Origin of the sequence: Burkholderia sp. AU15512, from assembly GCF_002223325.1 — a bacterium.
Lineage (GTDB): Bacteria > Pseudomonadota > Gammaproteobacteria > Burkholderiales > Burkholderiaceae > Burkholderia.
The window spans coordinates 1-11,995 of record NZ_NKEX01000002.1 but is presented as its reverse complement, the minus strand read 5'-3'; the positions used below and the strand labels follow the sequence as shown (position 1 = coordinate 11,995).

Genomic DNA, 11,995 nt, shown 5'->3' with positions numbered 1-11,995 from the left:
TAGTCCGATTAATTGCGGTCGAGATCGATATCGATACCGAGCGAGCGGATTTCCTTCACGAGCACGTTGAAGGATTCCGGCATGCCTGCATCGATCACGTGATCGCCCTTGACGAGGTTTTCGTACACCTTCGTCCGGCCGGTCACGTCGTCCGACTTCACCGTCAGCATTTCCTGCAGCACGTAGGACGCGCCGTACGCTTCGAGTGCCCACACTTCCATTTCACCGAAACGCTGGCCACCGAACTGCGCCTTACCACCCAGCGGCTGCTGCGTGACGAGCGAGTACGGGCCGGTCGAACGCGCGTGCATCTTGTCGTCGACCAAGTGGTGCAGCTTCAGGTAGTGCATGTAGCCGAGCGTCACGCGACGTTCGAACATTTCACCCGTGCGGCCGTCGTACAGACGGACCTGGTTCTTCGACGGGTTCATGCCGAGCTGTTCAGCGATGTCGTCCGGGAACGCGAGGTCGAGCATCTTGCCCATTTCTTCCTCGGTCGCACCGTCGAACACCGGCGTTGCGAACGGCACGCCTTCGCGCAGGTTCTTCGCGAGTTCGAGGATCTCTTCGTCGGTGAAGCTTTCCAGGTCTTCCTGGCGGCCCGAGTCGTTGTAGATCTTCGTCAGGAACACGCGCAGTTCCTCGATCTTCGCCTGACGCTGCAGCATTTCGCCGATACGCCAGCCGAGGCCCTTCGCGGCCCAGCCGAGGTGCACTTCCAGAACCTGACCCACGTTCATCCGCGACGGAACGCCCAGCGGGTTCAGCACGACGTCTGCCGGACGGCCATCGGCCATGTACGGCATGTCTTCGATCGGGACGATCTTCGACACGACACCCTTGTTACCGTGACGGCCTGCCATCTTGTCGCCAGGCTGCAGGCGACGCTTGACCGCGAGGTACACCTTGACCATCTTCAGCACGCCCGGCGGCAGTTCGTCGCCTTGCGTGAGCTTCTTGCGCTTCTCTTCGAACGCGAGGTCGAACTGGTGACGCTTTTCTTCGATCGAGTTCTTGATCGCTTCGAGCTGCGCCGCTGCTTCGTCGTCCGCGAGGCGGATGTCGAACCAGTGGTAGTGGTCGAGGTCTTCCAGGTAAGCCTGGTCGATCTTCGTGCCCTTCGCGAGCTTCTTCGGACCGCCGTTCGCGACCTTGCCCACGAGCATGCGTGCGAGACGCTGGAACGCGTCGCCTTCCACGATGCGCAGCTGGTCGTTCAGGTCGAGACGGTAACGCTTCAGTTCGTCGTCGATGATCTGTTGCGCACGCTTGTCGCGCTGGATGCCTTCACGCGTGAACACCTGGACGTCGATCACGGTGCCGCTCATGCCCGACGGCACGCGCAGCGACGTGTCCTTCACGTCCGAGGCCTTCTCGCCGAAGATCGCGCGCAGCAGCTTTTCTTCCGGCGTCAGCTGGGTCTCGCCCTTCGGCGTGACCTTGCCGACCAGCACGTCGCCTGCTTCGACTTCAGCACCGATGTACACGATGCCCGATTCGTCGAGACGGCCGAGCTGGACTTCCGCCAGATTCGAGATGTCGCGCGTGATTTCTTCCGGCCCGAGCTTCGTGTCGCGTGCAACGACGTTCAGCTCTTCGATGTGGATCGACGTGTAGCGATCGTCGGCCACGACCTTCTCCGAGATCAGGATCGAATCCTCGAAGTTGTAGCCGTTCCACGGCATGAACGCGATCAGCATGTTCTGGCCGAGCGCGAGCTCACCCAGGTCCGTCGAGGCGCCGTCGGCCAGCACGTCGCCGCGCGAGACCTTGTCGCCCATCTTCACGATCGGACGCTGGTTGATGTTCGTGTTCTGGTTCGAACGCGTGTACTTGATCAGGTTGTAGATGTCGACACCGACTTCACCTGCGACTGCTTCGTCGTCGTTCACGCGAATCACGATACGGCCTGCATCGACATAGTCGACGACGCCGCCGCGGAACGCCTGAACCGTCGTACCCGAGTCGACCGCACAGGTGCGCTCGATGCCCGTACCGACGACCGGCTTTTCCGGACGCAGACACGGCACGGCCTGACGCTGCATGTTCGAACCCATCAGCGCACGGTTCGCGTCATCGTGCTCGAGGAACGGAATCAGCGAAGCTGCCACCGACACGATCTGCGACGGCGCGACGTCCATGTACTGGATACGGTCCGGCGTGACCATCATCGTTTCGCCGGCTTCCCGCGACGACACGAGTTCGTCGATCAGCTGGCCGTTCTCGTCGATCGCGGCGTTTGCCTGAGCGATCATGTAGCGGCCTTCTTCGATCGCCGACAGGTAATCGATCTGGTCGGTCACCTTGCTGTCCACGACCTTGCGGTACGGCGTCTCGAGGAAGCCATACTCGTTCAGGTGCGCATACAGTGCGAGCGAGTTGATCAGGCCGATGTTCGGACCTTCCGGCGTTTCGATCGGGCACACGCGGCCATAGTGGGTCGGGTGCACGTCGCGGACTTCAAAGCCTGCGCGTTCGCGCGTCAGACCGCCCGGGCCCAGTGCGGAAACACGACGCTTGTGCGTGATTTCCGACAGCGGGTTGGTCTGGTCCATGAACTGCGACAGCTGCGACGAACCGAAGAACTCGCGGATCGCCGACGAAATCGGCTTCGAGTTGATCAGGTCGTGCGGCATCAGGTTTTCGCTTTCGGCTTGGCCGAGGCGTTCCTTGACCGCGCGCTCGACACGCACGAGACCTGCGCGGAACTGGTTTTCCGCCAGTTCGCCGACGCAACGCACACGACGGTTGCCGAGGTGGTCGATGTCGTCCACTTCGCCCTTGCCGTTGCGCAGCTCGACGAGGATCTTGATCGTCGCGAGGATGTCGTCGTCCTGCAGCGTCATCGGGCCGGTGATCTCGTCACGGCTGACGCGGCGGTTGAACTTCATACGGCCGACCTTCGACAGGTCGTACGCTTCTTCGCTGTAGAACAGACGGTTGAACAGTGCCTCGACCGCTTCTTCGGTCGGCGGCTCGCCCGGACGCATCATGCGGTAGATCGCGATGCGCGCGGCCGTCTTGTCGGTCGTTTCGTCGACACGCAGCGTCGACGAGATGTACGGGCCCTGGTCCAGATCGTTCGTGTAGAGCGTCTGGATGTCCTTGATGCCCGCTTCGCGCAGCTTCTCGAGCACGCTTTCCGTGACTTCGTCGTTCGCGCTCGCGATCACTTCGCCGGTGTCGCCGTCGACGACGTTCTTCGCCAGCACGCGGCCGAGCAGATAGTCTTCCGGCACCGAGATGAACTTGGTCTTCGCGGCTTCGAGGTCGCGAATGTGCTTCGCGTTGATCCGCTTGTCCTTCTGGACGATGACCTTGCCATCACGATCCGTGATGTCGAAGCGCGCGACTTCACCACGCAGGCGCTCGGGCACGAACTCGAGTTGTGCGCCTTCGTCCATCAGCGTGAAGTTGTCGAACACGAAGAAGTTCGCGAGGATCTGTTCCGGCGTGAGGCCGATGGCCTTCAGCAGGATCGTGACCGGCATCTTGCGGCGACGGTCGACGCGGAAGTACAGGATGTCCTTCGGATCGAATTCGAAGTCGAGCCACGAGCCGCGGTACGGAATGATCCGTGCCGAGAACAGCAGCTTGCCCGAGCTGTGCGTCTTGCCCTTGTCGTGTTCGAAGAACACGCCCGGCGAACGGTGCAGCTGCGAGACGATGACACGCTCGGTGCCGTTGATGACGAACGAGCCCGTCGGCGTCATGAGCGGAATTTCGCCCATGTACACTTCCTGCTCTTTCACTTCCTTGACGACCGGCTTGTTCGGCGATTCCTTGTCGAGAATGACAAGGCGGACCTTCGCGCGCAGCGCGGAGCAGTACGTCAGGCCGCGCTGCTGGCATTCCTTGATGTTGAATGCCGGCGCGGACAACGCATAGCTCACGAACTCGAGACGTGCGAAACCGTTGTGCGAAACAATGGGAAATACCGATGTGAACGCGGCCTGCAAACCTTCAGGCTTGCGTTGCGTGGCCGGCACATCGGCTTGCAGAAACGTGCTGAATGATTCAAGCTGGGTAGCCAGCAAGAAAGGAACTTGGTGAACGATGGGGCGCTTCGCGAAACTCTTGCGAATGCGCTTCTTCTCGGTGAAGGAATATTGCATACGATCTCCGAATCACGGCGGGTGCTATCGAGGCGGAATACCTGGACGTTTCAAACCCGAGTGTTCACCGACTGAGACCCGATGGCCGTCCGACGGCTTGAACGAGCCGAGAAGCTTGGTGGTTGGCCGCTACCAACCGCTGGCTGACGGCAGCGGATGCCTGTGTTGCCCGCTACCCGACCAAACTTGCCTTCTGCAGTCGCTTCAGAAGACAAAGAGAACCGCCATTCGTGACCAATGACAACGATCAGGCGGTTTTCTTTGGCTTCTGGGGCCGATTATTCGGGCTCCCGAATGAGTGCCAGAATAACGTCCCCACAAAGCACAAAAAGGCCGGCGGTGAAAATACCGCCAGCCTTCGCACAGCGCGCCGAAACTTACTTGACTTCGACCTTCGCGCCTGCTTCTTCCAGCTTCTTCTTGGCTTCTTCAGCAGCAGCCTTGTCGACGCCTTCCTTGACAGCCTTCGGTGCGCCGTCAACGACGTCCTTCGCTTCCTTCAGGCCCAGGCCCGTCAGTTCGCGAACTGCCTTGATGACTGCAACCTTGTTGCTGCCTGCTTCAGCCAGAACGACCGTGAATTCGGTCTTTTCTTCTGCTGCAGCAGCTGCGCCGCCGCCTGCCGGGCCAGCGACTGCCACTGCAGCTGCCGACACGCCAAACTTCTCTTCGAATGCCTTGACCAGTTCGTTCAGTTCCAGAACGGTCATCCCTTCGACTGCTGCCAGGATGTCTTCTTTTGCGATTGCCATTTGAAATACTCCTAAATTGAATTCGGATACAGCCAGCGATCAATGACGCTGATGCACGCTCGATTACGCAGCTTCCGCTTGCTTCTTCTCGGCCAGCGCGGCCAGAGCGCGCGCGAAGCCCGAAACAGGCGATTGCATAACGAACAGCAGCTTCGAGAGCAGTTCTTCGCGGCTCGGGATGCTTGCCAGCGCTTGCACGCCAGCCTTGTCCATCACCTTGCCATCGAACGAACCAGCCTTGATGACCAACTTGTCATTGCTCTTGCTGAAGTCGTTGACGACCTTAGCAGCAGCAATTGCATCTTCCGAGATGCCGTAGATCAACGGGCCAGTCATCTGCTCTGCCAGCGGAGCAAACGGGGTACCTTCAACAGCGCGACGCGCCAGCGTGTTCTTCAACACGCGCAGGTAAACCTGTTGCTCACGCGCTTTCGCGCGCAGCTTGGTCAGATCGCCAACCGCAATTCCACGATACTCAGCCAGCACAACGGTCTGGGCCTTCGCGACTTGCGCGGAAACCTCAGCGACGACGGCTTGCTTGTCTTCTCTATTAAGCGGCACGGTTAGCCTCCAGAAACGATACGTTCGGCGCGGCCGGCATGGCCGAAACCTCACGTACCTCGTTCAACAACGGCGTCCGACCTCGTTAGGAGTATTTCCACCTCACGCCGGGAATCGCTTCGCGGCCTGCGGCTTCACCACTGCAAAACTTTTTCGGGTTCGCCATCTGCGTTGGCTTGAATTAAGGGAACACCTGACTGCTGCGCCCCACCAACGGTCTTTGATAACCGGTTGCCCGCCCTACCGCACGAACAACCGCCCAAAGCCCATGTAGGCCGCTTCGCGAACGAAGCGGCCCGAATACTTGCTTACTGTGCTGCCAGCGTAGCCTGGTCCACACGCACGCCGACGCCCATCGTGCTCGACAGTGCGATCTTGCGCAGGTAGACGCCCTTGCTCGTTGCCGGCTTTGCCTTCTGCAGCGCTTCGATCAGTGCCGACAGGTTCGAACGCAGTGCGGTCGGTTCGAACGATGCACGGCCGATGGTCGCGTGGATGATACCGGCCTTGTCGACACGGAATTGCACCTGACCAGCCTTCGCGTTCTTGACGGCGGTTGCGACGTCCGGCGTGACCGTGCCGACCTTCGGGTTCGGCATCAGGCCGCGCGGGCCCAGGATCTGACCGAGCGTACCGACGATACGCATCGTGTCCGGCGAAGCGATCACGATGTCGAAGTCCATTTGGCCAGCCTTGATCTGCTCTGCCAGGTCTTCCATACCAACGATTTCCGCGCCTGCTGCACGCGCTTGCTCAGCCTTCTCGCCTTGCGCGAACACAGCAACGCGAACCGACTTGCCCGTACCTGCCGGCAGAACGACCGAACCACGAACGACTTGATCCGACTTCTTCGCATCGATGCCGAGCTGGACTGCGACGTCGATCGACTCGTCGAACTTCGCGCTCGCGCATTCCTTCACGAGGCTCAGTGCGTCTTCGATCGCGTACAGCTTCTGACGATCAACCTTGGCGGCAAATGCCTGACGGCGCTTGGAGATCTTAGCCATTTACACGCCCTCCACAGTGATGCCCATCGAGCGTGCGCTACCAGCGATGGTGCGAACGGCTGCGTCCAGATCAGCTGCCGTAAGGTCCGGCATCTTGGTCTTCGCGATTTCTTCAGCTTGAGCGCGCGTGATCGAACCGACCTTGTCGGTGTGCGGCTTGCTCGAGCCCTTGTCCACCTTCGCCGCCTTCTTGATCAGGACGGTCGCAGGCGGCGTCTTCATCACGAACGTGAAGCTCTTGTCAGCGAATGCCGTGATGACCACCGGCACCGGCAGACCCGGCTCCATGCCTTGAGTCTGCGCGTTGAACGCCTTGCAGAACTCCATGATGTTCAGGCCGCGCTGGCCCAGTGCCGGACCGACCGGCGGCGACGGGTTGGCTTTACCTGCAGGGATCTGCAGCTTGATAAAGCCGATAATCTTCTTTGCCATTTGTGAACCTCATTGGAACGCCGGAGAAGGCGTTCGGTGAGTGATAACGCGCTTTCGCCACTGGCTACTGACGCTCCTCAACGGCCATGACGCGGACCGTAAGCGCGAAGGTGGGCAGCCGAGGCTGCCCACCGAATCGGGATCAAACTTTTTCGACCTGGCCGAACTCGAGTTCGACCGGGGTGGATCGGCCAAAGATGGTGACCGACACACGCACGCGCGATTTTTCGTAGTTGACTTCTTCGACGGTGCCGTTGAAGTCCGTGAACGGGCCTTCCTTGACACGCACCATCTCGCCGACTTCGAACAGGGTCTTCGGGCGCGGCTTCTCAACGCCTTCCTGCATCTGCGACATGATCTTCTCGACTTCCTTCGGGGAAATCGGGGTCGGACGGTTGCGCGCACCGCCGACGAAACCGGTGACCTTCGCGGTGTTCTTCACGAGGTGCCACGTTTCGTCCGTCATCTCCATCTCAACCAGCACGTAGCCGGGGAAGAAACGACGCTCAGTCACTGCCTTGTGGCCGCCTTTGACTTCGACCACTTCTTCGGTCGGGACCAGGATCTGACCGAATTTGTCCTGCATGCCAGCACGTTCGATGCGCTCCTGAAGCGCACGCTGCACGCTCTTCTCCATACCGGAGTAGGCGTGCACGACGTACCAACGTTTTCCGCTCGGGGATGCCGGAGTATCGCTCATATCATTTCCAACCCAGAATCGCCGAGAAAATCACCCATTCGATCGATTTGTCACTCAACCAGAGGAAAATCGCCATCACGAGCACGAAACCGAACACGACGAGTGTGGTTTGCGTTGCTTCCTTGCGGGTGGGCCAAACGACCTTCCGGACTTCCTTGTACGAATCCTTGGCAAAGGCGATGAGACTCTTGCCAGGTGCGGACATCAGCCCGACGGCAACGCCGGCGATGATACCTACCGCCAACGCAGCACCGCGGACATACCATTGCTGATTGGCCAGCCAGAAGAAGCCCACGAATCCGGCCAAGACCAACAATACACCCAGGGCCAGCATCAGCTTATCGCCGGAGGTATTTACAGTTTCGACGGATGGATTCGCCATAACACCTTAAAACAAATGCCACGTAGGACACGTGGCTATTTTTTGGCAGGGGCAGAGGGAATCGAACCCCCAACCTTCGGTTTTGGAGACCGACGCTCTGCCAGTTGAGCTATACCCCTAAACCATGCTGGGGCTGGCTGTTGCCAGCCCCAAAACTGTCGATCAACGAATAACTGGCTTACTCGATGATCTTGGCGACGACACCGGCGCCGACCGTACGGCCGCCTTCGCGGATTGCGAAGCGCAGACCTTCTTCCATCGCGATCGGAGCAATCAGCTTCACCGTGATCGACACGTTGTCGCCCGGCATCACCATTTCCTTGTCCTTCGGCAGCTCGATCGAGCCCGTCACGTCCGTCGTACGGAAGTAGAACTGCGGACGGTAGTTGTTGAAGAACGGCGTGTGACGGCCGCCTTCGTCCTTGCTCAGCACGTACACTTCAGCCGTGAAGTGCGTGTGCGGCGTGATCGAACCCGGCTTCGCCAGAACCTGGCCACGCTCCACGTCTTCACGCTTCGTGCCGCGCAGCAGGATACCAACGTTGTCGCCTGCTTGACCTTGGTCCAGCAGCTTGCGGAACATTTCAACGCCCGTGCAGGTCGTCTTCACCGTCGGCTTGATACCGACGATTTCGATTTCTTCGCCGACCTTCACGATGCCGCGCTCAACGCGACCCGTCACGACCGTACCACGGCCCGAGATCGAGAACACGTCTTCAACCGGCATCAGGAACGCGCCGTCAACTGCACGCTCCGGCGTCGGGATGTACGTGTCCAGCGCGTCGGCCAGGCTCATGATCGCCACTTCGCCCAGCTCGCCCGTGTCGCCTTCCAGCGCCAGCTTGGCCGAACCCTTCACGATCGGCGTGTCGTCGCCCGGGAAGTCGTACTTCGACAGGAGTTCGCGAACTTCCATCTCGACCAGCTCGAGCAGTTCAGCGTCGTCCACCATGTCGCACTTGTTCAGGAACACGATGATGTACGGAACGCCAACCTGACGTGCCAGCAGGATGTGCTCGCGCGTTTGCGGCATCGGGCCGTCTGCTGCCGAGCAAACCAGGATCGCGCCGTCCATCTGCGCTGCGCCCGTGATCATGTTCTTCACATAGTCAGCGTGGCCCGGGCAGTCGACGTGTGCGTAGTGGCGGTTAGCCGTTTCGTACTCGACGTGTGCCGTGTTGATCGTGATGCCGCGCGCCTTTTCTTCCGGTGCCGCGTCGATCTGGTCGTATGCCTTCGCTTCGCCGCCGAACTTCTTCGTCAGAACCGTCGTGATCGCTGCCGTCAGCGTCGTCTTGCCGTGGTCAACGTGACCAATCGTACCAACGTTCACGTGCGGCTTGGTCCGCTCAAATTTACCCTTGGCCATTTTCGACTCCCAGAAGGAATTTCACAGGTTGCGCCGCGCGCAAACAAGACACTGACTTTTTACTGCTGGTGCCCATGGGCAGGATCGAACTGCCGACCTCTCCCTTACCAAGGGAGTGCTCTACCACTGAGCCACATGGGCGCTTTACGCTTCAACTTCGCGGTCTGGAGCGGGTGAAGGGAATCGAACCCTCGTCGTAAGCTTGGAAGGCTTCTGCTCTACCATTGAGCTACACCCGCACGGGCCACAAACGATTCCTTACCGCTCACTGCGCTGATAATCTTGGTGGAGGAGGTTGGATTCGAACCAACGTAGGCGTAAGCCAACAGATTTACAGTCTGCCCCCTTTAGCCACTCGGGCACCCCTCCGTAGAGAACTGACGATTATGGGGGTGCATCGCACTTCTGTCAAGCGGATCCGGAAGATTATTTTTACTTTCTTCCCGACACCTGCCTGACCACCGATCTCCCGCCCTTGCCCGGCTAAGGCAAGCATGGGTACTGCTGATCAATGCCACATCTTCGTCAGACTCCGCCCTCAACGTCGATCTGCATCTACGCTGAAAACGAAAGACCGCCATCATACGACCTCTTACGCGCTCTGCCAAGCGGGTAAGCGAAAAATTTCCGCAAATTTCGTGCCGAGTGGATTCGCTGATATGCCCCCCGATATTTCAAGGGATATCGCTTCCAATCTCACCGGTTGTCTGACCGGACCTGCGGGGGGATGACGTGTCGAGGCTTTCGGGTGTTTTCCAGCAACTGCATCGGATCCTGCGGCCACGGCAACCGACAGGAAGTGGTGGGCGCGCCACCGACCCTAGCCGACTTCAGCCACGGCCGCGATACCATCGCAGGACAGCTGCCCGCCTCCGGTTCCGATCCTCATGCGCCTGCTTGCCCTTGCGATGACCTTCACGGCTTTGACCGCGCATGTCGCGGGTCCGTCGGATGCCTGGTGTCGATCGAGCACGATCACCAGGCTCCGCCATCAGGCACTGCCGACAGCCACGCCCCGGGACGCAGCGCGGCAGCTTCATTGCTCGTCGCATATGACCGACTGAAACCCGCGCTCGATGCCCGGTGCCTCGGTTCGGCACACGTCGGTTTCGTTGGGGCGTCCCGCTGAGCAAGATGCAATCGCCTATGCGTGGCTGCTCAACGATGCGTCCACGTACCTCGTCGGCGCAGGCGATAGTGCGTCAGAAGGTGAGTCCGGCGGCCCAGCCTGAAGCGACGCATTGCAGCCACTACTCGGCGATGATATGCGGTCCCGCCTCGGCCTGCCCGCGGGCTTGTCGACGTGATCTCGGCGAGCATTCTGCAATGTGCCGCCCACTCCTTCGCCATCATGCAAGCCGACCAACGTCAGCATCTGGTTGGCCTACCGCAGCGAATCCACGGCATACGCATGACATCCCGCATGCCCGGACGATGCCCGCATCGTGCAGCTGAACGCTAGTACCTGCGCAGGATTCGACGCCGGCGCGTTCTCCGCTCCGCATCCATCCGACGACGACGGAAAGCTGGCGTGCGACATCCAGTCTCCGACATCGATCGCTCGCTGCCCGGCGTTGGTCGTGCTAACCCGAAATCAAGGCAGGAACACGACCCGTCAGTTTTCGCCGGGCAATGGCTCCGCACTCCGGGATCCGAGTACCGCATGCACGGTGCGATCGACCGGCATCGACGCCGGCGGCAAGCACTTCGCGTTATGGGTAATGGGCGAGACTGCTTTGGCGGCACGGCCTATTCACTCATCGAAGAAATCGATGCGGTGCGAGACGGGCAGCCCGTGCTCGTCAAACGGAACAGCGCGGATTTCTGATGCTATCGGGTCGACGAACTCGCGGACGCAGGTTCGCGCTAGCAGCGCCCATGTCCATCCGGTGGGTTACACGCGCCCGTTCCGTCGCTCAAACCGACTTGAGCGAAGATGCAACCAATTGAGTCATAAACAACCCTGAATGGCTACACAATGAGATTCACGGCGCGATTCGACTTCGTCCGCTCGATGGGCATCAGCCACTCAGCGCGCGCAGCGAGAACGCGCCAAACGTCCGATAGAGGGCCCCGTTGCCCCGCATGCCGAGGGCTCGTTGTGGTGACGGGGGCCGCGACATGCTTGATAGGCACGAAATTGCAATAGTGACTTTTGGCCGAGGATGAGCTCGATATGCCGCTGAACGATGCCCAATAATCGGCAATCGAGGAGTTGGCGATGCTCCACCGGGCCGCAGCCCGGCAACGCTCAAATCTGCCCTGAGCGGTAGCCAGATACGCGAGATGGAGTCGCTACTCGACCTGGCCGCAATCGTCGCGAGCAGCGGGAGGATGAATGTTTGAATGTGGGTTTCAGCCAACGCCAACTCCCAGTGCGGGAGCAGCTCGATCGGTTTGATCTGTAGCGCGGCGCTGCGAGTTCTCGGGAACGGCAGGTGTCTGAATCGACGCATTCGGCGCCTGGATGTGGCTAGGCCGCCACTCCGCGCCCCCGTGCATTTCCGCCGCGCCAATGCAAAAACCCCCGCCTTTCGGGCGGGGGTTTCTGGCTTAGGGAGCCTGACGATTACCTACTTTCACACGGGAATCCGCACTATCATCGGCGTAGAGTCGTTTCACGGTCCTGTTCGGGATGGGAAGGGGTGGGACCGACTCGCTATGGTCATCAGGCAAA

General features: G+C 60.1%; 8 protein-coding genes, 4 tRNA genes and 1 rRNA gene. All 13 read right to left on the bottom strand.

From position 1 onward, the window contains the following. Window positions 1-8 precede the first annotated feature (8 nt). The gene (gene rpoB / locus CFB43_RS01480) at window positions 9-4,115 is read right to left on the bottom strand and encodes a DNA-directed RNA polymerase subunit beta (protein ID WP_039339224.1); all 4,107 of its coding nucleotides are present in this window, start codon (window positions 4,113-4,115) and stop codon (window positions 9-11) included. Window positions 4,116-4,492: 377 nt separating this feature from the next. After that, a complete protein-coding gene (rplL, locus tag CFB43_RS01475; protein ID WP_021161757.1) occupies window positions 4,493-4,867 on the bottom strand; it encodes a 50S ribosomal protein L7/L12 in 375 nt (124 codons plus the stop codon). 63 nt (window positions 4,868-4,930) lie between these two features. Next, on the bottom strand, window positions 4,931-5,428 hold the full coding sequence (rplJ, locus tag CFB43_RS01470; RefSeq protein WP_021161756.1) for a 50S ribosomal protein L10: 498 nt from the start codon (window positions 5,426-5,428) through the stop codon (window positions 4,931-4,933). 308 nt (window positions 5,429-5,736) lie between these two features. Then, window positions 5,737-6,435 (bottom strand): 50S ribosomal protein L1, encoded by a 699-nt coding sequence (gene rplA, locus CFB43_RS01465; protein WP_006482906.1) that lies wholly within the window; start codon window positions 6,433-6,435, stop codon window positions 5,737-5,739. Continuing rightward, entirely contained in the window at window positions 6,436-6,867 is a 432-nt protein-coding gene (rplK, locus tag CFB43_RS01460) for a 50S ribosomal protein L11 (protein WP_006477201.1), read from the bottom strand. Window positions 6,868-7,009: 142 nt separating this feature from the next. Continuing rightward, the gene (gene nusG / locus CFB43_RS01455) at window positions 7,010-7,567 is read right to left on the bottom strand and encodes a transcription termination/antitermination protein NusG (protein WP_006400672.1); all 558 of its coding nucleotides are present in this window, start codon (window positions 7,565-7,567) and stop codon (window positions 7,010-7,012) included. Between the two features lies 1 nt (window position 7,568). Continuing rightward, complete coding sequence (secE, locus tag CFB43_RS01450; protein ID WP_006482892.1) at window positions 7,569-7,949, bottom strand: preprotein translocase subunit SecE; 381 nt, start codon at window positions 7,947-7,949, stop codon at window positions 7,569-7,571. 43 nt (window positions 7,950-7,992) lie between these two features. Further along, window positions 7,993-8,068 (bottom strand) — tRNA-Trp (locus CFB43_RS01445). A 59-nt stretch (window positions 8,069-8,127) separates the two neighbouring features. Then, window positions 8,128-9,318 (bottom strand): elongation factor Tu, encoded by a 1,191-nt coding sequence (gene tuf / locus CFB43_RS01440; protein ID WP_011350666.1) that lies wholly within the window; start codon window positions 9,316-9,318, stop codon window positions 8,128-8,130. Between the two features lie 66 nt (window positions 9,319-9,384). Beyond that, window positions 9,385-9,459, bottom strand: a tRNA-Thr gene (locus tag CFB43_RS01435). 24 nt (window positions 9,460-9,483) lie between these two features. Further along, window positions 9,484-9,557 (bottom strand) — tRNA-Gly (locus tag CFB43_RS01430). A 44-nt stretch (window positions 9,558-9,601) separates the two neighbouring features. Continuing rightward, window positions 9,602-9,687, bottom strand: a tRNA-Tyr gene (locus CFB43_RS01425). Between the two features lie 2,191 nt (window positions 9,688-11,878). Next, window positions 11,879-11,991 (bottom strand): 5S ribosomal RNA (gene rrf, locus CFB43_RS01420). Window positions 11,992-11,995: the final 4 nt, after the last annotated feature.

Excerpts from the sequence above, each read along its gene's own strand:
- rplK (WP_006477201.1), bottom strand. The coding sequence starts at position 6,867 with ATGGCAAAGAAGATTATCGGCTTTATCAAGCTGCAGATCCCTGCAGGT.
- rplA (WP_006482906.1), bottom strand. The coding sequence starts at position 6,435 with ATGGCTAAGATCTCCAAGCGCCGTCAGGCATTTGCCGCCAAGGTTGAT.
- secE (WP_006482892.1), bottom strand. The coding sequence starts at position 7,949 with ATGGCGAATCCATCCGTCGAAACTGTAAATACCTCCGGCGATAAGCTG.
- tuf (WP_011350666.1), bottom strand. The coding sequence starts at position 9,318 with ATGGCCAAGGGTAAATTTGAGCGGACCAAGCCGCACGTGAACGTTGGT.
- nusG (WP_006400672.1), bottom strand. The coding sequence starts at position 7,567 with ATGAGCGATACTCCGGCATCCCCGAGCGGAAAACGTTGGTACGTCGTG.
- rpoB (WP_039339224.1), bottom strand. The coding sequence starts at position 4,115 with ATGCAATATTCCTTCACCGAGAAGAAGCGCATTCGCAAGAGTTTCGCG.
- rplL (WP_021161757.1), bottom strand. The coding sequence starts at position 4,867 with ATGGCAATCGCAAAAGAAGACATCCTGGCAGCAGTCGAAGGGATGACC.